Origin of the sequence: Vibrio sp. OPT18 (assembly GCF_015163615.1) — a bacterium.
GTDB classification, from domain to species: domain Bacteria; phylum Pseudomonadota; class Gammaproteobacteria; order Enterobacterales; family Vibrionaceae; genus Vibrio; species Vibrio coralliirubri.
Genome location: NZ_JADDYK010000021.1, coordinates 69,411 through 91,297, shown reverse-complemented (window position 1 = coordinate 91,297; position 21,887 = coordinate 69,411). Strand labels below are relative to the sequence as shown.

20 protein-coding genes and 1 pseudogene are annotated in these 21,887 nt (G+C 44.9%); 11 read left to right on the top strand and 10 right to left on the bottom strand.

What is annotated here, in order from left to right:
• Positions 1-101: 101 nt before the first annotated feature.
• The 6 genes and pseudogenes from IQQ51_RS02890 to IQQ51_RS02865 all read right to left on the bottom strand — a co-directional run bounded on the left by IQQ51_RS02890 (position 102) and on the right by IQQ51_RS02865 (position 7,932).
• A complete protein-coding gene (locus tag IQQ51_RS02890) occupies positions 102-839 on the bottom strand; it encodes a DUF3726 domain-containing protein (RefSeq protein WP_193840309.1) in 738 nt (245 codons plus the stop codon).
• Positions 836-2,637 (bottom strand): annotated as a pseudogene (locus tag IQQ51_RS02885) (hypothetical protein). Before IQQ51_RS02885 ends, IQQ51_RS02890 begins: the two are co-directional and overlap by 4 nt.
• 229 nt (positions 2,638-2,866) lie before the next feature.
• Positions 2,867-4,474: a BCCT family transporter gene (locus IQQ51_RS02880; RefSeq protein WP_193840307.1), complete on the bottom strand. Its 1,608-nt coding sequence runs from the start codon at positions 4,472-4,474 to the stop codon at positions 2,867-2,869.
• Positions 4,475-4,704: 230 nt separating this feature from the next.
• Positions 4,705-5,700, bottom strand: coding sequence for a membrane dipeptidase (locus IQQ51_RS02875; protein ID WP_048608578.1), 996 nt, complete (start codon positions 5,698-5,700; stop codon positions 4,705-4,707).
• A 183-nt stretch (positions 5,701-5,883) separates the two neighbouring features.
• A complete protein-coding gene (locus IQQ51_RS02870) occupies positions 5,884-7,344 on the bottom strand; it encodes an aldehyde dehydrogenase family protein (protein ID WP_050650528.1) in 1,461 nt (486 codons plus the stop codon).
• A 189-nt stretch (positions 7,345-7,533) separates the two neighbouring features.
• Positions 7,534-7,932, bottom strand: coding sequence for a RidA family protein (locus IQQ51_RS02865; RefSeq protein WP_004730412.1), 399 nt, complete (start codon positions 7,930-7,932; stop codon positions 7,534-7,536).
• A gap of 157 nt (positions 7,933-8,089) precedes the next feature.
• On the opposite strand from IQQ51_RS02865, the gene IQQ51_RS02860 reads away from it, so the two are divergent.
• The 10 genes from IQQ51_RS02860 to IQQ51_RS02815 all read left to right on the top strand — a co-directional run bounded on the left by IQQ51_RS02860 (position 8,090) and on the right by IQQ51_RS02815 (position 16,589).
• Positions 8,090-8,971, top strand: a complete 882-nt coding sequence (locus tag IQQ51_RS02860; RefSeq protein WP_048608581.1) for a LysR family transcriptional regulator — start codon at positions 8,090-8,092, stop codon at positions 8,969-8,971.
• A gap of 719 nt (positions 8,972-9,690) precedes the next feature.
• Positions 9,691-10,092 (top strand): ATP synthase subunit I, encoded by a 402-nt coding sequence (locus tag IQQ51_RS02855; protein ID WP_048608582.1) that lies wholly within the window; start codon positions 9,691-9,693, stop codon positions 10,090-10,092.
• Position 10,093: 1 nt separating this feature from the next.
• Complete coding sequence (gene atpB, locus IQQ51_RS02850; RefSeq protein ID WP_048608583.1) at positions 10,094-10,864, top strand: F0F1 ATP synthase subunit A; 771 nt, start codon at positions 10,094-10,096, stop codon at positions 10,862-10,864.
• 45 nt (positions 10,865-10,909) lie between these two features.
• A complete protein-coding gene (atpE, locus tag IQQ51_RS02845) occupies positions 10,910-11,146 on the top strand; it encodes a F0F1 ATP synthase subunit C (RefSeq protein ID WP_004730405.1) in 237 nt (78 codons plus the stop codon).
• 54 nt (positions 11,147-11,200) lie between these two features.
• Positions 11,201-11,671: a F0F1 ATP synthase subunit B gene (locus IQQ51_RS02840; RefSeq protein ID WP_017060839.1), complete on the top strand. Its 471-nt coding sequence runs from the start codon at positions 11,201-11,203 to the stop codon at positions 11,669-11,671.
• A gap of 11 nt (positions 11,672-11,682) precedes the next feature.
• On the top strand, positions 11,683-12,234 hold the full coding sequence (locus IQQ51_RS02835) for a F0F1 ATP synthase subunit delta (protein WP_193840306.1): 552 nt from the start codon (positions 11,683-11,685) through the stop codon (positions 12,232-12,234).
• 9 nt (positions 12,235-12,243) lie between these two features.
• The gene (gene atpA / locus IQQ51_RS02830) at positions 12,244-13,785 is read left to right on the top strand and encodes a F0F1 ATP synthase subunit alpha (RefSeq protein WP_193840305.1); all 1,542 of its coding nucleotides are present in this window, start codon (positions 12,244-12,246) and stop codon (positions 13,783-13,785) included.
• Positions 13,786-13,831: 46 nt separating this feature from the next.
• On the top strand, positions 13,832-14,701 hold the full coding sequence (atpG, locus tag IQQ51_RS02825) for a F0F1 ATP synthase subunit gamma (protein WP_017064727.1): 870 nt from the start codon (positions 13,832-13,834) through the stop codon (positions 14,699-14,701).
• A gap of 44 nt (positions 14,702-14,745) precedes the next feature.
• A complete protein-coding gene (gene atpD / locus IQQ51_RS02820) occupies positions 14,746-16,131 on the top strand; it encodes a F0F1 ATP synthase subunit beta (protein WP_019820615.1) in 1,386 nt (461 codons plus the stop codon).
• A gap of 14 nt (positions 16,132-16,145) precedes the next feature.
• The gene (locus tag IQQ51_RS02815; RefSeq protein ID WP_017060844.1) at positions 16,146-16,589 is read left to right on the top strand and encodes a F0F1 ATP synthase subunit epsilon; all 444 of its coding nucleotides are present in this window, start codon (positions 16,146-16,148) and stop codon (positions 16,587-16,589) included.
• A 158-nt stretch (positions 16,590-16,747) separates the two neighbouring features.
• Here IQQ51_RS02815 and IQQ51_RS02810 read toward each other — a convergent pair whose 3' ends face one another.
• On the bottom strand, positions 16,748-17,710 hold the full coding sequence (locus IQQ51_RS02810; RefSeq protein ID WP_193840304.1) for a nitrilase family protein: 963 nt from the start codon (positions 17,708-17,710) through the stop codon (positions 16,748-16,750).
• 105 nt (positions 17,711-17,815) lie between these two features.
• Here IQQ51_RS02810 and IQQ51_RS02805 point away from each other — a divergent pair, with 105 nt between their 5' ends.
• Positions 17,816-18,700 (top strand): LysR family transcriptional regulator, encoded by an 885-nt coding sequence (locus IQQ51_RS02805; RefSeq protein ID WP_193840303.1) that lies wholly within the window; start codon positions 17,816-17,818, stop codon positions 18,698-18,700.
• A 156-nt stretch (positions 18,701-18,856) separates the two neighbouring features.
• Here IQQ51_RS02805 and IQQ51_RS02800 read toward each other — a convergent pair whose 3' ends face one another.
• The 3 genes from IQQ51_RS02800 to IQQ51_RS02790 form a co-directional block, all read right to left on the bottom strand.
• Positions 18,857-20,179, bottom strand: coding sequence for an ethylbenzene dehydrogenase-related protein (locus IQQ51_RS02800; protein WP_048608588.1), 1,323 nt, complete (start codon positions 20,177-20,179; stop codon positions 18,857-18,859).
• 1 nt (position 20,180) lies between these two features.
• Positions 20,181-20,705: a cytochrome b gene (locus IQQ51_RS02795; protein WP_048608589.1), complete on the bottom strand. Its 525-nt coding sequence runs from the start codon at positions 20,703-20,705 to the stop codon at positions 20,181-20,183.
• A gap of 450 nt (positions 20,706-21,155) precedes the next feature.
• Positions 21,156-21,887 carry an alpha/beta fold hydrolase gene (locus IQQ51_RS02790; RefSeq protein WP_048608590.1) on the bottom strand — a complete coding sequence of 244 codons (732 nt, stop codon included), beginning with the start codon at positions 21,885-21,887 and terminating at the stop codon, positions 21,156-21,158.

The following is a 21,887-nucleotide window of genomic DNA, read 5'->3' as shown; positions in this document are numbered from 1 at the left end:
TACGTTAAGCTCTTTGGTTTTATCTGTTGTAGCGTGTGTTATCAATAATGCTATCGATTCACTAAGCACTAAGTACTAAGTACTAAGTACTTAGTACTAAATTATGAAGTCGTTAGCTCACCTGCACCTTGAATTGAACGTTGGCTGTTTTCAACAAGGATAGCCGTGGCCGTTTCTTTCAACGCGCCCCACTCTCCATCGTCAACTTCAATGCCCTCGTTCCACGCCTTCTCTTGAGTTTTAAAAAGCGCTTCCGATTCAATGTGTGTTTGGTAGCCATCTGACAAACGTTCGATATCGAAATCCTGGACGGAAAGCTCGATGGTCATATTGTGGATATGATCGTCCGATGCCAGAGGCAAATCTGATAAAAACAATTCTGGTGCAACGCAACCACGGTTAAGCACATACAAAGTGCTCTTAGGGTTGGAGCCATTATCCCAACGTGCAGTACACGCGATGCCCTTCGCCGCCAGTTTCACAAGCTCGCTGTACGCTAGCCAGCGGTTATGACAGTTGTTTAACTCAATTTTCAGCGTCTTCTTGCCGACCATTTTTTCAATCGCGTAATCCATCACCACAGGTAGGTGGCACGCTAAACTTGCCTTGTGCAGGTCAACTTCAACCGTGTTATCACTAAGCACTTGAATGTCCACTGGGCAATCGTCTTCTAGCCCCATAAAGTTGCTCGCGTTGTTAAAATGACGAACTCCATCCAAGCCAACCATTTGTAAATCTGCCACCATGTTCGCTATTACATCGGCTTCACCACATGTACGACGCATACCCAAAAAGGCTTTATTAACGGCCGCTACCAGTTCATTGTGAGAAACGATCATAACGATTTACCTCTATGTTGAGCGTTGATATGTGTAGGAACTTTATTTGAGTCAGCCATCTCCGCTTCACTTGGTAATACTGGGAACACCCATTCGTCCTGATGAATTTCATCAAGCAGTGGTGCACCTTGGAAAAACGTCACTCGTACCCAACGGTCTGAGCGAGGATCAAACTTAGTCGCACCAAACATTGCTAACTTGCAACGCAGCAAGTGCATTGGTGGCGAGTCTTGATGTAGCACATTCATTTGAATGTCGCCCATCGCCTTGTTACCTAGCGTCCACACACGGCGTGCAATTGCACGATGCTGCGGCTGCTTAACAAGAAACTCTGCCAATGAAAGCTCTGGCGCGAATTGCAATAAAGCATGGTACAAGCGGTAAGCTTGGCGGCCGATATCTAAGGGCAGTTCGCGCTCTTCGCCGAGTTCCTCGCCTCGAACACCGAGTCTTGGCTCTTCTTTGTCCTGAGAGCGATACCAGAACCAGTAGTTGTTTTCTGCTTTGGTAAAGTCGGTCGTGATCGCCCAACGGTACTTTTCTTCTAACACAACCAAAAGGTCTTGGATCTTTTTACCGCTTGGAAGCGACAACGTTTCGCTACAATTCATTTGCTCTTGATGGGCGTCCACTAATTCTGGGTACAATTCCATCAAGCATGAGATAAGGATTTCTTGGGCTTCCATACTCATGTGCTTAGATTGTTCAACTAACTGCGCCCATGTCTCACAATGATTTACAGAAGCTTCTAGTGATTGTTCTGCGTGTTTTAACTCATCAACAGCGGTTTTGTTCAACTCTTGCTGGTTTTCATTGATGGTAACAACTTGTTCTAAATGACAAATCGCTTTTTTAACGTATGTACGTAGTGGCTCAATTAACGCCGTATCGGTCTGACTAGCCAACACGTCCGCCAATGCATGTTCACGGGTTGTCATCCACTGATCGACAATACTTGGGTGGTTAATAAGGTATGGCGCCATGCCTAAACCAGTCGCATTACCAACACCAAGGTAACGCTGTAATCCTCTGTGTAAAGTGATTGCTTGTTCACCGCCCTGTTGCTCGGCTAGGTAATGAACCCAATCTAGGCTGAACTCACGCAGCATATAAACCGCACACATTTGCGCACTGAACGACTGATTAAAATCCTCATTTTTCTCTAAGATTTTAAAGTCAGCAATGCCAAATTTGCCATTACCGTATACCGCTGTCGTTCGCAGGATGTAACCCACTTCAGCCAGCTCTTTTGGCGTTGGTTGAACACCTTTAGCCAAGTGACTAACGATATGTTCAAACACACGTACACTTTTATTTGCACGCGCCAACACAAGCACGTTATTTGGATTACGGCCTGCTTCTTGAAGCGGTACATTCGCACGAAGTCTTTCAAGTAGGGCGACATCAACATCACCAAGAACAAGCGCAAACGTTACGTCCCACTTTTCAGCAATTACACGGTCATTTCGTTCGTCATCTGCAATCTCATCGCAGAAAACAACCAAATGATAAACATGGTTTGGCGTCGCAAGCTTATAGATAACATGACCAAAACCTTGAGCATCTAATTGCCATTCATGTTTGGTCACTTTCCATTCTTGCTGCGCCATTTTACGAATCAGAGTTCTAACGAAGCTGATACGTGTTTGGTGCATTGCACCTAGCCTTTCCGGTGCCATGACGACAGTCGCGTCACGTAGTGCTGATTCAGTGTAGGTAGAACGATGTGCATCCATTTGCTCACCACCTTATAGTTATAGGATTTTGCTAGCCATTCAGAACCGATCGTTGCCATCATTTGAAGCATTCGTTGTTACAGTGTGTTGGTTAGCTTTCACGTTATTTGGGGCAAGCGAGCTCACCCCTTATTATTTGTCCTGACTAGATCGATTGACCTAAATACGTGCCGCCCGATGTATCTTCACCAGTACGGTTTTTCTGTTCCTTTCGGAATCTTGGATCAGCCTTCTTTCAAAGGCTGATTCGTTCTTGTTTTACAGAGCCCTTTTGTTTAAAAACCCTGCTCTCTAAAAACCTTGCTCTTTTGCCATCTTGATTGCGATTTGAGGCGCATTCCAAAGTGATGGCAGCAAGATTAAGGACACCGGTACCGCGGTGATAACAATGAAGGATTGCAGCGCTGAAATACCGCCAGAACCAAGGGAAATCAGAATTAACGCTGTTACCCCCATCATCACACCCCAGAAGGTACGAATAATTGCATTCGGTTCTGTCTCACCACTGATCACCACACTGATGGTGTAAGTCATTGAATCACCGGTCGTTACGATGAAGATCGTGGTTAAGATCAAGAACAGAATTGAGATAAGCATTGGCATTGGTAGTTGCTGAGTTACCGCCAGTAGCGCACCTGGTAAGTTAAAACCTTCAAACGCTTTACTTACACTGCCTGGATCTGCGATTTCGAACGCAAGACCAGAGCCGCCAACAATCGTGAACCAGAAGCAAGTAACAAACGGTGCAATCAAGCTAATCGTTGATACCAATTGGCGAATACTACGACCGCGTGAAATACGTGCGATGAAGATTGCCATCATTGGGCCGTAACCTAAGAACCAACCCCAGAAGAATACTGTCCACCAGCTCAACCAACCTTCGTCACCACGATATGTTGCCATCGGGATGAAGTTATCAATCATGCTGCCTACACCTTGGATGTAGCCATTGAAAATGAAGTTTGTTGGACCGAAAATCAGAATGTAGACCATCAATGCCATCGCCAAAATTACGTTGTAACGGCTTAGCATTTGCATTCCTCGGTTAAGACCACTTAATGCCGACAGTGTGTAAAGAACGATAGCGAATAAGATGATGATCAGCTGTGTAGTGAAGCCATCTGGAATACCAAACAGTTCGTTCAGCGCGTAGCTCACTTGCAAGCCCAAGAAGCCGATCGGGCCGATGGTGCCCGCTGCTACTGCAACAATACAACATGCATCAATCAGCGCGCCTGTATGGCCTTTCAGTGCTCTTTCACCTAATACAGGGTAAAGCAGAATACGAGGTTTAAGCGGTAAGCCTTTGTCATAGTGAAGGTGCATAACTACGATAGACGTTAAGCTGCCCACAATTGCCCACGCTAGGAAGCCCCAGTGCATGAATGACTGCGATAACGCGTTCACTGCACCTTGCTGTGCGTTCTCTTGAGCACCATATAACGGTGGTGGATTAACGTAGTGTGCGATAGGCTCTGCTGCCGCCCAAAATACACCGCCACCCGCAAGTAGCGTACAGAAGATGATAGCCATCCAACGGAAGCCATCCATTTCAGGTTTAGCAATACCACCTAGGATAACCTTGCCTGTTCGCCCTGCCGCCAGGCCAAGACCAATAAGAAAAGTCAGAAGAAGAAGCATTTGCCAATAAGGACCGAATACTTTTACCGACCAAGCAAAGCCTGTGTTTACTAGGCTTGATAGCAGCTCGCCATCAAATAAAGCAAGCGTTACGAACAGAGCGATAAAACCGCCGCTGTACCATAGTGCTGGGTTGGTAAGTCCTAATTTGTCTGACGTCGATTCAGACTGGTTTGTGTTACTTATTTTATTACTTGTTGTGTGTGCTTGACCCGCATTTACGTTTGAAGATTTCACGCTATTGGTTAAATCAGACATACTCTGACTCCAGAGGTTTCTTTGCAGCTGTCATTTGAATGATGACTACAAGGGTGTATTTAACACCCGCCCTATTGTTTTTTGTGTTGGGCAGGCTAATCCATGTTTGGGTTACCGCGTTGCGAAATAGACCGTTGTTCCTTTTAAATAATGAATTTGATTAAAGCAGCACTGACTAAATGAACGTCTGTTAACAGGCTGCCTATTAGATGATGACTAGCGAGAAACGCTTAACCCTTGCTTTGCGGCTCTAGGCCATCTTTCAAGAAGTTAAACCAGTTTTCTCCCAAGACTTGCCCAGCTTCAGACTCACTGAAACCATGACGCATCAATCCGTTATAGATATTTTCCATACCCGAACTACCACAGAACCAAGGCAATGCGTCTGGCCAACCTGAGTTGTTTGCAGAGCCTTCGCCGTAGTCCATTGCCTTCGACCAACGACCATTTCTCATCCATTCAAGAACGGCTTGTGGTTGGTTTAAGCATAGGTCACTGCCAATTCCTAGGTGTTCAACGCCAACCATGTCGGCTGTCGTCGCAACCATTTGGCAGAAGTCTTCCAACGTACATTGACTGCCGTTTGGTAGGTGGAATGGGTATAAGCTGAATCCGATTAAGCCACCGCGTGCGGTTAGGGCTTTAATCACATCGTTTGATTTGTTTCGTAGTGCATCATGAGCAAACGTTGGGTTCGCGTGGCTGATACAAATAGGACGAGAAGACAGATCAATCGCCTCAAGCGTTGAACGCTCCGCACTGTGAGACATATCGATGATCATCCCCACTCGATTCATCTCTTCGATAGCTTGCTTACCAAAGCGCGTGATACCGGTATCGTTCTTCTCGTAACAACCTGTCGCCAATAAGCTCTGGTTGTTGTAAGTAAGCTGCATGATCAAAAGACCTTGCTTGCGCATCACTTCGATAAGACCAATCTCATCATCGATTGGAGAACAGTTTTGAGCACCAAGAAAAATGCCGACTTTGCCGGTCGCTTTTGCAGTTTCAACATCAGCCATTGAATGAATCGGCATGATAATGTCTGCATTCTGCTCGAATCTTAAGTTCCACTCTGCAAAGCGAGATAAGGTTTCACGAGCTGTCTCGTGGTAAACCGCGGTAGCGTGAACTGCTGTAATGCCGCTCGCCTTTAGTGTTTGGAAATATTCTCTGTTCCAATTGCAGTATTGCAATCCATCTATAACAATCCGTTGCTGGTACATAACCACTCCTATTGAAAGCTCAGTGTTCTAGCTCGGTTTTGAAAACACGCTCAAACAACATGTTTTCAAAAATGGGTTAAATCACGTCTCTAATTTCATTTGCTGTGTTGGGTTTGGGTGCAGGCCTGACTCTGTGAATCAGGCCACTTTTCATCAATAGAACGTCAATTAATAGAGAGCTAACTAGTAAGGACGCTGGTAAGCCGTCTTCACTACTGTGTAGAACTCTTTCGCGTATTGACCTTGCTCACGAGGACCGAAGCTAGACTCTTTACGACCACCAAACGGTACGTGGTAATCAGTGCCCGCTGTTGGTAGGTTCACCATCACACAACCTGTTTGCGCTTGTTGCTTGAACATTGCGCTAGTACGTAGGCTTTGAGTAATGATGCCGCCCGTTAGGCCAAAGCGAGTATCGTTGGTCGTCGCAATAGCTTCCTCTAAATCTGCCACACGAATCACGCTTGCCATTGGTGCAAACACTTCTTCTTGGTTCACTTCCCAATCGTTCTTCGTGTTCAAGAACAGCGTTGGAGACATGTAGAAGCCTTCGTGTTTCATGCTTAGGCGTTCGCCACCAAATGCTAGCTCACCGCCGCTTTGACGTGCTTTCTCAACCCAACCTAGGTTCGCTTCAAGTTGGTTGCCGTCAACAACAGGGCCCATGAACACGCCGTCTTCTAGTGCGTGACCCACTTTCAGCTCGCTCATACGTTTGATTAGTGCTTCAACGTATTGGTCGTGAATGCCATCCATAACCACTAGACGAGAAGATGCTGTACATTTTTGGCCTGCGCCAGAGAATGAACCTGCGATCGTTGCATCAACGGCTGTTTGGATATCCGCATCATCTGCAACCACTAGTGCGTTCTTACTGCCCATCTCTAGTTGGCAACGAACGAAGTTTGGCGCTGTAGCAGCGGCAACCTTACGACCCGTATCAACGGAACCAGTAAAGCTCACACCATTCACTTCTTTAGAGTTGATCAGTGCATCACCGACTGTTGAACCGCTACCTAGAACAAGGTTGAACGTGCCTGCTGGGATACCTTGACGGTGGATAATTTCAGTAAGCGCAACCGCACTTGCTGGTGTTAGGTTTGCTGGTTTCCAGATAACGCTGTTACCGAAAGCCAGTGCTGGAGCGATTTTCCAAGCTGCTGTTGCCGTCGGGAAGTTCCAAGGAGAGATGATGCCAATAACACCAACAGCTTCACGAGTCACTTCAACAGAAACACCTGGGCGAACTGATTCTGCGTTGTCGCCAATTTGACGAAGCACTTCAGCCGCGAAGTATTGGAAAAACTGACCTGCACGGTAAATTTCGCCTCGACCTTCAGCAAAAGGCTTACCTTCTTCACGAGAAAGTAACGTACCTAGTTCATCACAACGTGCAATCAGCTCATCACCAATTGCTTGAAGTACTGCTTGTTTACGCTCAATCGGCGTTTTTTCCCACTCTGGTTGAGCGTGCTTTGCTGCTGAAATCGCTTGTTGAACTTGTTCAGCACTTGCTTGTGCAAAGTTACCGATGTTTTCAGAAATATCTGATGGGTTAATGTTCGCTACGGTGCTTACACCCGCTTGCCATTCGCCGCCAATGTAAAGTGCGTTTTCTGCTTGAACATTCTGTAATTGAGTCATCATTCTGTCCTTGTAACGGTTAGGTTGCGGTTGAGTCTGGCAACCATCTGATTAATGAATAAAACGTTAATTTATATAAGTAATTACGTTTAAATCTTGTATCTAAAACTGAACCAAGTCGCTTGTATCAATAAACCGCTTTAATTCAAAACAGCTTTAATCCGCAAATTGCCTCAGTTCACAGTATCTTTATTCAGGTTGAGAGGCTGATGCGTAAACCACGAACTCAACCAACATCTCTTCTCTTGCTAACCCTGCAACGACGACCGCAGCACGGTTTGGATAAGGTGCATTGAAGTATTCTCCGTATACGCTGTTTACCGTTTTTAGGTATTCACGGTCTGTCACGTAAATCAGAACTTGCAGCACTGAATCCATAGATTCGCCTGCACACTCCAACGTATGAACAAGGTTGTTAAAAGTCTGACGCGTTTGCGCTTCAATACCGCCTTCTACTACTGCGCCAGTTTCATCAATTGGAATCTGCGCGGTGTATAGAGTGCCGTTATTAACGATTGCCCACTCTAGGGGTGCTTTTGAAGCGAAAAGCTCGGTTTTTACTGGGTGTTTTTTAGTTTGTGCGTTCACGATTCCATCCAACTTTGTAACAACTATGTTTCAAGATGGTTAAATACTGCACCTTGACGACTGATAAATCTAACGGTAAATTTTGTGCATTTGATAAATAAAATCTATCACCTTGCAAAAAGTAAGGTATAGCAAGGGCTAGAGAAGGATTCGCGCCATGAGTATTAAGCTACAACAGTTAAAACATTTTGTTTTGGTGGTCGAAGAAGGTGGATTTCGAGCCGCATCTCACCGTGCAAATCGATCGCAAGCGGCACTTTCGACTTCGATAAAAGAGTTGGAAAAAATACTCGGCCAACCTCTGTTTGAAACAGGCAACAAATCGACACTGACGCCTTTTGGAGAAATATGCTTGCCCAAGATCATTCAATTTCTTAACGTTTACAAAGCATTAGACAATGACTTACGCGCAGCGGCAGCAGGACAACAAGGAAGAGTTCGAATAGCGAGCGTGCCTTCGGTGGCCGCAAAACTCATCCCTAGTGTTTTAGGGGCTTTTTGTGAGCAGTACCCGAATGTAGAAGTGAGTTTGATTGATGATAATGCGGCAGGGGTAGAAGCAAGATTACTCTCTGGCGAGGTGGATGTTGCCCTCGGAAATAGCTCCCATTTAGAAGAAGAGAGCATCGACTTCACGCCTTTGCTTTCTGATCCTATCGGTGTGGTGTGCCTCAAAGACAACCCTATTGCCTCTCAACGGGAAGGAATCGAATGGCAAACCTTGTTAAAGCAGCCCTTCATTCGTAACGGGACTTGCACCCTACTGGACCCAACACCCGCGCGAATGCTCAGTGAACAAGCCCTGTACTCAGTCGAGAACATTACCTCACTGTTTTCGGTGTTAGAGCTCGGGATAGGCGTGACCACGCTACCTAAGCTGGCTTTCCCAACCAATGAAACCCGCTTGGTGTGGATTCCGTTAATTGACCCGCCCTTGCAACGACAAATCGGCATTTTCAGATTGTCTGATCGTACAATCTCGCCACAAGCACAGGCTTTTCATGACTTATGTATTCAATACCTCAGTTATGAAGAGTAATAACTGAGCCTAGATTAAGTAAGTTAGGCAGCGTTTTGCTGCCATTTACTTCCTCAAAACTCGGTGTTTCTTCGCCGCACCATGCTTCTCGCACACCCAGTCCCCCATTTCACTCCTATATCATCAACATTTAGGCGCTGAATTTTCACTCTCGCGCACGCAAATAGTGACAAGCTGACAACAATATAAAAAATATTCGCTTATTGATAAGGAGCGACGTACGTTTAATTTACCAGAAAAACCAGATCTTCCATCATTGCCTCAAACAAGCTTAACCCCTACCGAAATCACACTTCACAACTCAGCTTGTAAATGAACCTAAGTGTTTGAATAGTCTTAATTGATAAGATCATAAGTTGAAAATTTAGCTCGCTACTCCCTTCTAAAAAGACCCTCTTTTTCACAAGGATAAAGCATCTTAAATATTCATGAATAAAGTGATAGAACTATTACTTTCATAAATGAAAAACACTCATTTCAAAAATGGAATTATTGATGTCAATATTTGTCGTTTTGATCACATAATTTTAGGCGTAATTTATATTTTGTCGAAACGATAGTGAATTAGCTTAATTCGTTTCATTTCGTCAGGAGATATAAAACCAGCAAGGGTTTTTCTTTAAAGCAAATCAAGTGTTATTAACAAGTGAAATGTAGTAACAAGTTAAATTTAAACTGTGTTTTATATTAACTTACACTGTTTAGCATAAGGTTTTATTATGAGGCTTAATGGGATTAGTAGCGACATCCTTGTTGCCGCTAAAAGAGTTGTTCTCTGCCAAATAGTATTAGCCATCGGTGTAGTTTTATATGAAGTGTTTTTTGGTAATAAAGTAGATATGGAATCATCAGCTTTGGGCATCGTAATTGCAATGTTGCCACCGCTGTTTGGATTTATATATGCAAGCCTAAAGGTGCGTAAGAATCCTAATTATAGTTTACGTGACTTAATGCAAATGAGTCGTGTCGTAAAAATAACATATACGTTTTTGATGTTTATCTTGGCGTTCCAATTCTTCAAATTGGATAACCCAGTAATATTATATGCGTACATCTTTACTATGGTTGGATACTTCTTAACACCGTTTATTACCGCCTCTAATAGATCGGAGTACGCGTAGTATGGATCAAGTAACTACCGCTCACGAATACATAGAGCATCACTTAACCTTCTTAACTACAGGTGATGGTTTCTGGGCGTTTAACATTGACTCGATGTTGGTATCTTGGATTACAGGTTTACTTTTCATCGGTGCATTTCGCTATGTTGCCACTCGTGGCACTAGCGGCGTTCCAGGTCGTTTTCAATGTTTTATCGAGCTTGTCTTTGACTTTGTGAATAATCTCGTCAAAGAGATTTTTCAAGCGGAAGATAAATTAATAGGACCACTGGCATTAACCACTTTTGTTTGGGTATTGTTAATGAATGCAGTCGACCTATTACCCATTGATTTAATCCCGGGGTTAACTCGAGCTGTGGGTCTAGAGCACTTTAGAGACCTACCAACAGCAGACGTAAATATACCAATGTCGATGGCACTCGGTGTGTTTATTCTACTGTTAACCTATACATTTAAAAATAAAGGTTTGAAAGGCTTTATCAAAGAGCTAACTACTCAGCCATTTGATAACCCTCTTTTATATCCTGTTAACTTAGTTCTTGAATTAATAACATTAATTTCAAAGCCAATATCACTAGGCTTACGATTATTCGGAAATATGTATGCAGGCGAGATGATATTCATCCTTATTGCACTAATGCCTTGGTGGATGCAGTGGGCACTGAGTGTACCTTGGGCCTTATTCCACATATTAATCGTATTCTTACAAGCATTTATATTTATGGTACTGACCGTTGTTTATTTAGGAATGGCAACAGAAGAACACCACTAATTAATAACTAAAAAATTAACTAACAAATTATTTTCGGAGATACAAATGGATATCGTAAGCGCAGTTTTATATGTAGCAGGTGCATTACTGATCGGTTTAGGTGCAGCAGGTGCAGCATCTGGTATTGGTAACTTAGCAGGTAAATACCTTGAAGGTGTTGCGCGTCAACCAGACCTTACTCCAATGCTTCGTACTCAATTCTTCATCATGATGGGTCTTGTGGATGCGGTACCGATGATCGGTGTTGGTATCGGTCTATACATCATCTTCGCCGTGGCTTAATCAAACCGCTTTGAAAGATCGATTTATACATAATCAAGATTTAGTGAGGAAGGTATGAACTTAAATGCAAGCATGTTTGGACAAGCAATCTCATTCGTGATTTTTGTTTGGCTCTGCATGAAATATGTATGGCCCCCTCTCACCGCGATGTTAGACGAGCGCCAAAAAGAAATCGCTGATGGTTTACGCCACTCAGAGAACGCTGCGAAAGAGCTAGAACTAGCGAAATCAAATGGCGCGCAACTCATCGAAGATGCAAGAAAAGATGTGACTGAACTGGTTGAACAAGGCCGAAAACGCCGCAATGAAATCATCAGCTTAGCGCAACAAGAAGCCGAGCAAGAAAAGGCACGCATCTTAGAACAAGGTAGAGCTGAGCTAGAAGGCGAACGCCAAAAGATACGCCGTGAACTTCAGGCGGATATGGCAGACGCAGTGATTCAAAGTGCACAGAAACTGATTAGCAAAAACCTAGATTCCGCAACGAACCGAGCGCTAGTTGACCAAATGATTAGCGAACTCTAAGGAGAGGCAATATGTCAGATTACACCAATATTGCTCATCCCTACGCCAAAGCATCGTTTGAATTTGCTTTAGGTGAAAACCAGTTACAAGAGTGGCACTCAATGCTGTCCATTCTTGTGGCTGTCGCGGAAGAAGAAACGATCGCTAGTCAGATTTCTTCAGCAGAAGGTGCTTCTACACACCAAACAGAAGAGCTGGCAAACCTCATCATTCATATTTGCCAAGGACTCGTTGATGACCACGTCATTAATCTTATTCGAGTCTTGGCCGAGAACGGCCGCCTTTCTGTTGTAAGAGACCTGTTTGAATTGTTCTGCGAGCTAAAGGACGAACATGAACGTGTAGTGCCTGTCACTGTCACCAGTTCCGAAATGCTGACACAGGATCAAGTTACGTCATTAACAGCTGCACTTGAGAAGAAATTAGAGCGTCAGGTTGAAATGAAGCAGGTTATTGATGACACGTTAGTGGGTGGAATAGTCATCAAGGCGGGTGAAACCGTTATCGATGGTTCTTTAAACACATCAATTGACCGATTGGCTCATCAACTTCACGCGAGATAGGTAACAATTATGCAATTAAATTCAAATGAAATCAGCGATCTAATTAAAGAACGCATCTCGAAATTTAATGTGAGCACCGAGGCTCGCAACGAAGGTACTATCGTATCGGTTCGTGATGGCATCATCACAATCAATGGCCTTGCTGATGTTATGCAAGGCGAGATGATTGAGCTACCAGGTGGTAAATACGCACTCGCACTTAACCTCGATACCCACTCAGTAGGTGCGGTGGTTATGGGCCCCTACACTGACCTCTCTGAAGGTATGAAAGTGAAAGGTACAGGTCGTATCTTGGAAGTACCCGTCGGTAACGGACTTCTTGGCCGTGTAGTAAACACATTAGGCGAGCCAATCGATGGCAAAGGCCCAGTAAGTTGTGACCGACTCGACCCTGTAGAAGTGATTGCACCCGGTGTAATCGAACGTAAGTCTGTTGATCAACCTATTCAAACTGGCTACAAAGCGGTTGATACCATGGTGCCAATCGGTCGTGGTCAACGTGAACTTATCATCGGTGACCGTCAGACGGGTAAAACAGCGTTAGCTATCGATGCGATCATCAATCAGAAAGATTCTGGCATCAAATGTGTGTATGTGGCGATTGGCCAAAAAGCCTCCACTATCGCTAACGTGGTTCGTAAACTCGAAGACCACGATGCGCTAAAAAACACCATCGTCGTCGTGGCATCAGCGTCAGAGTCTGCAGCGCTTCAATACCTAGCACCTTATGCGGGTTGCACCATGGGTGAATACTTCCGTGACCGCGGTGAAGATGCATTGATCATCTATGATGACCTATCAAAGCAAGCTGTTGCTTACCGTCAAATCTCGTTGCTACTGAAACGCCCACCGGGTCGTGAAGCCTTCCCTGGCGACGTATTCTACCTTCACTCACGCCTTCTAGAACGTGCAGCACGAGTGAATGCAGAGTATGTAGAGAAGTTCACCAACGGTGAAGTGAAAGGTCAAACTGGCTCATTAACGGCGCTTCCGATCATTGAAACTCAAGCGGGTGACGTATCAGCGTTTGTACCAACCAACGTAATCTCAATCACCGATGGTCAGGTTTTCCTTCAAACCCAATTGTTTAACTCAGGCCTACGTCCTGCAGTAGACCCAGGTATCTCGGTATCTCGTGTGGGTGGTGCAGCGCAGTGCAAGATCATTAAGAAATTGTCTGGTGGTATCCGTACTTCATTAGCTCAATATCGCGAGCTGGCGGCCTTTGCTCAATTCTCTTCTGACTTAGATGAGATGACGCGCAAACAGCTAGACCATGGTGAGCGTGTTACCGAACTAATGAAGCAAAAACAATACTCTCCTATGTCAGTCGCTGAGCAAGCAACGGTTATCTACGCGGCAGAGAAAGGCTACTTGGCCGGTGTTGAGCTAAGCAACATTGCCCGTTTTGAAGAAGAGCTGATTGCTTATGCCAAAGGTCAAAACCCTGCGTTATTCGAAAAAATCAACGCGACAGGCGATTACAACGACGAAATCGACGGCGATCTTAAAGAGATCCTAGAAGGTTTTGTTGGGATGAAAGCTTGGTAAGTGCTCCGGTTTGTTAGCTGGAAATCAAAACAAATAGGAGCAGGTTATGGCAAGTACTAAAGAAATTCGCACCAAGATAGCCAGTGTTAGTAACACTCAGAAAATCACTAGCGCAATGGAAATGGTTGCAGCAAGTAAGATGCGCAAGGTTCAAGACAACATGACGCTAACTCGTCCCTACGCCGAGAACATGCGAAAAGTTATCTCTCATGTTGCATCGGGTTCACTGGAGTACCAGCACCCTTACCTGCAACAGCGTGAACCTAAGCGTGTCGCTTACATCATTATCTCGTCCGATCGCGGCTTGTGTGGCGGCTTGAACTCAAACTTGTTCAAGAAAGTGTTAGAAGAAATGGAGCAATGGCGCACCAAGGGAGTCGAGGTAGAAACAACCTTAGTGGGATCTAAGGCTATCTCGTTCTTCCAACGCGGCGGCAACGTTATTGCACAAACGTCAGGTCTTGGCGATACACCTAAGTTAGAAGACATCTTAGGTACGGTGAATGCGATGCTCGGGCATTATGACGAAGGCAAGATCGATAGCTTGTATCTCGTTTACAACCAGTTCGTCAACACCATGGTTCAAGCGCCAACGACCTTGCAGTTGCTCCCCCACCCTTCAGATTCAGAGGAAGGTGGTGAGCCTAAAAAAGCGCGTCGTTGGGACTACATCTATGAGCAAGCACCCAAAGACATACTCTCAGAACTGTTACATCGATACATCGAATCGCAAGTGTATCAAGGCATTGTTGAGAGCATTGCCTGTGAGCAAGCAGCCCGAATGGTAGCTATGAAAGCGGCGACTGATAACGCAGGCCAACTCATTGATGACTTGCAGTTGGTCTACAACAAGGCGCGTCAGGCTGCCATTACCCAAGAGCTGAGTGAAATAGTCTCAGGTGCCCAAGCTGTCTAGGGCTAGAAAAGACTGGGTCAAGAACAGAATTTGAGGATTTAAGAATGAGTGTTGGAAAAATAGTTAAAGTAATCGGCGCGGTGGTTGACGTCGAGTTCAGCGGCGGCAACAGCCCACGCGTTTATGATGCATTGAAAGTGACTAGCGACGAAGCAAGCTCGTTAGTATTGGAAGTACAACAACAACTGGGTAGCAATATCGTTCGTTGTATTGCAATGGGTACTTCAGATGGCTTACGTCGTGGCCTAACGGTTGAAAACACAGGCTCTCCAATCACGGTTCCTGTCGGCGAAGAAACGCTAGGCCGTATCATGAACGTGCTTGGTCAACCTATCGATGAGTGTGGTGAAATAGGTCAGAAAGAAAACTACGAGATTCACCGTGAAGCCCCTTCTTATGAAGAACAAGCAAACAGCACTGAGCTTCTAGAAACAGGCGTTAAGGTTATCGACCTTATCTGTCCATTCGCTAAGGGTGGTAAAATTGGTCTGTTCGGTGGTGCTGGCGTAGGTAAAACCGTCAACATGATGGAGCTTATCAACAACATCGCCAAAGCCCACTCAGGTCTTTCTGTATTTACCGGTGTAGGTGAGCGTACTCGTGAAGGTAACGACTTCTACTACGAGATGAAAGAAGCGGGTGTACTAGACAAAGTAGCCATGGTTTATGGCCAAATGAACGAGCCACCGGGAAACCGTCTACGTGTAGCACTTACAGGTCTGACTATGGCTGAGCGCTTCCGTGATGAAGGTCGTGACGTACTGTTGTTCATTGATAACATTTACCGTTACACGCTTGCCGGGACTGAAGTATCAGCTCTGCTAGGTCGTATGCCTTCTGCAGTAGGTTACCAACCAACACTGGCTGAAGAGATGGGTGTGCTTCAAGAGCGTATCACTTCGACTAGACAAGGTTCTATCACGTCTATCCAAGCGGTATACGTACCTGCGGATGACTTGACCGATCCATCACCAGCAACAACCTTTGCTCACTTAGATGCGACCGTTGTACTGTCTCGTAATATCGCGGCATTGGGCCTCTACCCTGCGATTGATCCATTGGATTCAACCTCTCGTCAGTTGGACCCGCTTGTGGTTGGCCAAGAGCACTACGACATTGCACAAAAAGTACAAACAACGCTGCAACGCTACAAAGAGCTAAAAGACATCATCGCGATTCTTGGTATGGATGAACTGTCTACTGAAGACAAACAGACCGTATCTCGCGCTCGTAAGATTGAACGCTTCTTAACGCAGCCTTACCATGTAGCCGAAGTGTTTACTGGTCAGAAAGGTGTCTTTGTACCGCTAAGCGAAACACTAAGAGGCTTTAAAGGTCTGTTAAGCGGTGAATATGACGATATCCCAGAACAAGCATTCTTGTACTGTGGCTCTATCGACGAAGTGCTTAACAAAGCAAAATCACTCTAAGAGGTAGGTGCACCATGGCTATCGGAATTACAGATAATACATTTCAACTTAATATTGTAAGTGCGGAAGGTACGCTGTTTTCAGGTCCAGCGTATGCCCTAGCCGTTTCTGGCGCTGACGGTGAACTGGGGATCCGCCCCGGTCACTCTCCGCTTCTCAGTAAGATCAAGCCGGGTGTAACCGTGTTTGTTACAGACCCTAAATCAGAAGGCCAAGTGCTGTATGTTTCTGGTGGGATGCTGGAAGTTCAGCCGGATGTGGTTACGTTGTTAGCCGACACGGCCTTGCATGGTAAAGACATTGACCGCGCTCGCGCAGAAGAAGCAAAATATGCCGCTCTAGAGAACATCAACAAGGGCAACATAGACATTAACTTTGCACAAGCTCAGCTAGAATTAGCGAAAGCCGTTGCTCAGTTACGTGCATCAGAGCTGACTTCTTCTCACACAAGACACTGAGAATAGAACTTAGATGCTTAGTGCTTGATGTGTGAATAGTCTACCCACTTAAACATGATTTAAGTGGGTAGACTACATCAGAAACCCTCACTTCTCTTTCAACTTCCCCACCCTTTTAACCGCTACTAATACATCCTTTTTCACCCGAGCTTACACCATTACTTCTCTGCAAAGCGTGCTTGGTGTGGATCCAGTTCAAGACCTAGCGGCTGCGTCAGTGAATGATACAGTTCAGGTTTACGACCACGAATCCAGCGCCTGCCAGTACACATCTCCAATTCTTTGGCTTTTAGCTCTGCAATCACCATATCGTTATCAACGCTATCAGTCTCTGTGATGATTTCACCATAAGGGCTTAAGATCATCGCATTGCCTGTTCTCACTTCATCCATATCAACACCCACACCATTGCTGAACACCACAAACATACCGTTATCGTGTGCTCTTGTAGGCAACCAACGCATTAGCCATTCGCGTCCATTCTTACCCTGCATTTCAGCACGAATCGCCTCTGGGTTTTCGTCTCGGTTAAACCATAAATCTGGGTCAATTCGCTTCATCGCATTGGGGCTACGTGACTGACAACCGCCCGTTTGATGTGGTGCAATCAATATATCAGCCCCTTTCAAAGCAGTGATTCGGACGTTCTCAACCAAGTTGTTATCCCAACAAATCAGGATACCGACTTTGCAACCATGCGGCGTATCGAACACCGTGTATTGGTCGCCGCTACTCATATGAGGGCTCACAAAGGTGTGCAGTTTACGGTGTTTCTGAACTTCACCATTAGGCATGGCGAATACGTAGGTGTTGTATAGCTCACCATCGATGCCCTGCTCTATCAAACCCGCCCCAACACTGATTCCAAACTGTGTTGCCAGTGCAATCAGCTTTTGAGTGGATTCACCGTTCGGCACAGGTTCCGCTAGTGCTTCTATCTTGTCTCGTGACAAAGCAGACACATGCCAGTAGCCAGTGATGCACATCTCCGGGAAGCTAATGATCTCCACACCACTCTCCGCCGCTTGTCGAACATATTGCTCTATCACAGATAGGTTGTACGCCTTGTCACCCGCATGGTGATTGAATTGAACCGACGCTACTTTGATGTCTCTCTTCATTATTCGCCCTCAAACTTCTCTTTATCGAATTGGTATGAGCTCAGTATAAAAAATCGATTCAATTCCATATAATGAAAGATATTCTTAATTCAATGAGCATTTGGAATGGAATTTGATTTACTGAAAGCATTTTGTCAGTTAGCTAAATCGGGCAATTATCGCCTGGCATCAGAGCAGCTCTGCATCACTCAGTCAGCTCTTACCAAAAAGATTCAACGACTTGAATCCAACATTGGGACGAGTCTATTCTCTCGTGGCAGAAATGGCGCCGAACTGACGCACGCAGGTAAAACCTTGCTGGTAGAAGCCCAACGTTTGGTTCATTCAATGCAGGCGTTTGAGCAGCTTTCAGGCTCTGTGGTAAACGGAACGCAGGGGCATTTGAACATTGGCTTTGGCGTGTCCACTTATCATGAAGCGCCTAAGCTGATTGCGGCTTATAAACAGCAATACCCAGACGTTCATGTTACTTTAAATGACACACCATCTAAGCAACAGACGGATGAGTTATTGAGCCATGAGCTCGATATCAGCTTCAATCGGATACCTAACTCCACGGATTTAGATAGCCTAACCCTATTCAATGATTCCCTTGTAATAGCAACACACAAAGACCTTCTCAAGCAAGCGCCGAGCAAAGCTCAAGTTCTCTCTGAGTTATCGAAATGGCCTTATCTAAAGTTGGCCCAACATCGCGGCCCCGGATTAGACAAGCAGATTCAACAATATTGTCTTGCCAATAAAATCGACTTATCTAAGACGCAAGAAGCCGATGATATCCTCACCCTGCTTGCCTTGGTTTCGGCCAATATCGGATTCACCATCGTACCCAGCAGTGCGCAGTACATTAGTAACACCGATGTAGAATTCATTGAGTTAGAAGGTGAACACGCGACTTGGCCTGTCGGGTTAATCTGGAATGGAGAGAGTGAAAACCCACTCAGGGATAGATTTGTAGAGTTTGTTGCTCATCAAGCTAAGCAAACATAAAGCCAAAGAGACAAGTAGAGCAAAAGTTAGGGCAGCAGTTGGTTGAGTTAAAACAGCAGTTAGTTGAATTAGAACAAATAAGGCTCTTGATGACTATGCGAATCGCACACCAACCAAGAGCCTAAGATTGTTTCTCACATCAAGTGAAGTTACTCGTTACTTGATCGGCAACGCAATAACACTGCCTTCAGAGCCCTCACCAATACCAACCGTAAACGGGAACGCGACATAGTGGAAACGTGTTGTTGTTTCGCCATCGTGAATCGCGATGTTCATGTCATAAGTGCCGCCAATTTCCATGATTTTATCATCTTCGGGGTGGCCAGTGTTCAACTTACGTTTGAAGATAACCGTGTATTTACCGTCTTCCCATGAAGAGAATACTTGGTTGTTATCACCTGCAGAGCCAGCACCCTCTCGGTTTAATCGTCCTTGAAGATATTGACCTTCTTCAATTTTACTTGCGTCGTAAGGCATCACGTTAACGCCTTCGACCATTGCAATCTTCTTGTTGAGGTCGTTGAAGTCTTCTTTATTCAACGCATAAAAACCGGTTACAGACTTATCGTACATATACTTAGGTAGGCCTGTTTTCTTGTCGAAGTTCCAAGTAAACACAGTAGTGCCTTTATCGTTCAAACGATACTCAAAAACATAACCATCATCAGCACTGTTGGTGGGTGCAGAACGCGTCGAACGCCATTGCATCAAATCAACAAACTGCCCTTCCGCTTTCAGCTTATCGATTTCTTCTTGTGGCTTCACTTTGTCCCAGTTTACACCGTAACGCTCAGTGCGAGACTCAGGAAGGTACTTACGAATGTCTTTCTGATCTAAGCCAAACGCGCCAACCACATCCAATGCTTGAACATCTCTCGCTGTTGCTTGGCCAATGTCTCGCGCACCACGGTGGCAAGACATCCAACAACCTTGTTCGCGGAACTGCAATACAGAGCCATCGTCAATCATCAACGAGAAGCGGTCTTCATAGATGGGAGTGTAAGGGTTTTTGCCTCGGTCACCGCCAATGATTGTCCATTTGCCTTCTTGGAAAAGAAGCGTGTCATGTAAGCGTGCTGGGAAAGGCGATTCCGTTTTCCACGTTCCTTTCACATAAAGATGTTCATCATCGTGTGCAAACTGGAACTCGGCAGGAATCGAGCCTTTCTTATCTGGGAAGTTACCTAGCCTGTCATCTTGCACCAACATTTCACCAAGGCCTTCTTCCTCCCCTTGGTGGCAGCTCGAACAGGTTTTGGTTTCAAAGCCTTTTTTGAGCGTGCCTTTATGCGCTGGTGAATTGATCCAATCGAAGGTCACTTTACCCGGGAAAAACATGGTTTTCTCAACCACAGGAATGTCGCTCCAATCGACGTCTAATTCCGTGTCATAGATACTCATATTGTAAGCATTGGCACTCAAAGACAGACCACTCAACGCAGCAAGTAAAACGCTATTTCTTATAGAGAACTTTGTCATATTATTTCTTCCCCATCATTCGGCTAAGGGTTTCATCTTTAAGGATAAAGTGGTGATAAAGCGCTGCACCAACGTGCATAGCGACCAGCAGGTAACAGATGATTTCTAAGAAAGAGTGGAGACCAGAAGCAAAATCGATCAAACCTGAATTACGCTCCGCAAGTCCAGGAATGGTGAATAAACCGAACACAACGGTATCTTTGGCTTTTGCCATCGCGATAAGCAGGCCAGATAACGGCATCAGAATCAAAATGCCATATAAGGCTAAGTGAGCCATGTGCGCCATAAATTTTTCGAACTTAGTACCAAGCGCATTCGGCTTTCCCGCCCAGTTCATCCAAACAATACGAGCCAAATACAGCACAATAACCAACATGCCCAAAGATTGGTGAACACCAAAAGCAAATGAATCAGGGTCTGGCGCAAGCAGCATGATCAACAGCGCACCGATAAAGGCAACGGCGGAGACGATGTGTATAAACTTACTGACAGGACTGAAATGCTCGGTAGGGACAAATACCTTCATAATTAATTCCTAAGTGTATCGTTAATAAAGAGAAAATTTTATTGATATGATTTTTATTATCTTCAGCAGCTAATACCACTAAAGTACTAATATTATATTTTCTACTCACACTCAGGACTTTTGATGACGGTCAATTTCCTTTCCGGACAGACGTTAATCTCCAACAAACCATTGAAATAGCTTGATATATCGATGAGAAACTGCAGATTAGAGTTATGTAAAAAAACAAGATAAATTTATTTATCAGATTCAATCTAGACTGCTAATAATTATTATCGAGAATAAGTTTATTGAATTGAAGAGGAAAGGTTTAAAGCGTTTTTTGAGGGTTTTATAAAGAATAAAATCGATTGTAAAAAATGAAAAAACGAACCTAGCATCCGTCAGAAGAACTAGATTCATTCATGGTGACTAATAATTGGCTGTCGAACATTAGTTGTCAAGAGCCGGTTATCGAGAGCTGATTATCAGAAATTGATGACTACTCAACCAGTCCGAAATGTGTTTCGACACAACCTTAGGCTGCTCCATTGTCGATAAGTGTCCACACTCCGGAATGACATGAAGTGATACCTGTTTGATGTGCTTTGCCATTAACAGGTGATTATCGATTGGACATAACAGGTCGTCTTTCCCAGTAATGATCAACGTCGGAACCTGAATGTCGGCCAGCAATGGTCTAGCGTCAGGACGAGTCGCCAATGCTTGAGCGTGAGCCTCAAACCTTTCAACGCCAATATTATTCGCCATTTGCGTGATTCGTTGAGTCAGTTCTTGGTTCGCTAACTGGTTCGGATGAATGAGCACTGGCATTAAAATATCAGGGGTTATTGACTCAAACTCCCCTGCTTTTGCTTTATCGACTAAAGCATTTCTTTTCTCCGACACCTCTGGCTTTTCATCTGCGGAATTGGTGTCCATTAAGATTAAGCCTTTCACGCGTTGTGGTGCCTGTCGAAAGACTTCAAACGCTAGAATTCCGCCCATAGATAAACCTCCAAGCACGAAACTATCAGGGGCATTGTCTAGGACTTTACTCGCCAAGGCTTGCATGGATGTGTCGGCTCCCAAGTCACATGTAAAAGGAGCCACCCAATTGGGCAGCTCTTTATTGACGTCTTGGAACAACGTTTCATCACACAACAAACCAGGTAGCCATAACAGTGGTACTTCTGGTTTCAT

What these genes read in the sequence shown, in the direction of transcription:
- IQQ51_RS02890 (WP_193840309.1), bottom strand. Translation starts at nt 839, where the DNA reads ATGATCGTTTCTCACAATGAACTGGTAGCGGCCGTTAATAAAGCCTTT.
- IQQ51_RS02880 (WP_193840307.1), bottom strand. Translation starts at nt 4,474, where the DNA reads ATGTCTGATTTAACCAATAGCGTGAAATCTTCAAACGTAAATGCGGGT.
- IQQ51_RS02875 (WP_048608578.1), bottom strand. Translation starts at nt 5,700, where the DNA reads ATGTACCAGCAACGGATTGTTATAGATGGATTGCAATACTGCAATTGG.
- IQQ51_RS02870 (WP_050650528.1), bottom strand. Translation starts at nt 7,344, where the DNA reads ATGACTCAATTACAGAATGTTCAAGCAGAAAACGCACTTTACATTGGC.
- IQQ51_RS02860 (WP_048608581.1), top strand. Translation starts at nt 8,090, where the DNA reads ATGAGTATTAAGCTACAACAGTTAAAACATTTTGTTTTGGTGGTCGAA.
- IQQ51_RS02855 (WP_048608582.1), top strand. Translation starts at nt 9,691, where the DNA reads ATGAGGCTTAATGGGATTAGTAGCGACATCCTTGTTGCCGCTAAAAGA.
- atpB (WP_048608583.1), top strand. Translation starts at nt 10,094, where the DNA reads ATGGATCAAGTAACTACCGCTCACGAATACATAGAGCATCACTTAACC.
- atpE (WP_004730405.1), top strand. Translation starts at nt 10,910, where the DNA reads ATGGATATCGTAAGCGCAGTTTTATATGTAGCAGGTGCATTACTGATC.
- IQQ51_RS02840 (WP_017060839.1), top strand. Translation starts at nt 11,201, where the DNA reads ATGAACTTAAATGCAAGCATGTTTGGACAAGCAATCTCATTCGTGATT.
- IQQ51_RS02835 (WP_193840306.1), top strand. Translation starts at nt 11,683, where the DNA reads ATGTCAGATTACACCAATATTGCTCATCCCTACGCCAAAGCATCGTTT.
- atpA (WP_193840305.1), top strand. Translation starts at nt 12,244, where the DNA reads ATGCAATTAAATTCAAATGAAATCAGCGATCTAATTAAAGAACGCATC.
- atpG (WP_017064727.1), top strand. Translation starts at nt 13,832, where the DNA reads ATGGCAAGTACTAAAGAAATTCGCACCAAGATAGCCAGTGTTAGTAAC.
- atpD (WP_019820615.1), top strand. Translation starts at nt 14,746, where the DNA reads ATGAGTGTTGGAAAAATAGTTAAAGTAATCGGCGCGGTGGTTGACGTC.
- IQQ51_RS02815 (WP_017060844.1), top strand. Translation starts at nt 16,146, where the DNA reads ATGGCTATCGGAATTACAGATAATACATTTCAACTTAATATTGTAAGT.
- IQQ51_RS02810 (WP_193840304.1), bottom strand. Translation starts at nt 17,710, where the DNA reads ATGAAGAGAGACATCAAAGTAGCGTCGGTTCAATTCAATCACCATGCG.
- IQQ51_RS02805 (WP_193840303.1), top strand. Translation starts at nt 17,816, where the DNA reads ATGGAATTTGATTTACTGAAAGCATTTTGTCAGTTAGCTAAATCGGGC.
- IQQ51_RS02800 (WP_048608588.1), bottom strand. Translation starts at nt 20,179, where the DNA reads ATGACAAAGTTCTCTATAAGAAATAGCGTTTTACTTGCTGCGTTGAGT.
- IQQ51_RS02795 (WP_048608589.1), bottom strand. Translation starts at nt 20,705, where the DNA reads ATGAAGGTATTTGTCCCTACCGAGCATTTCAGTCCTGTCAGTAAGTTT.
- IQQ51_RS02790 (WP_048608590.1), bottom strand. Translation starts at nt 21,887, where the DNA reads ATGAAACCAGAAGTACCACTGTTATGGCTACCTGGTTTGTTGTGTGAT.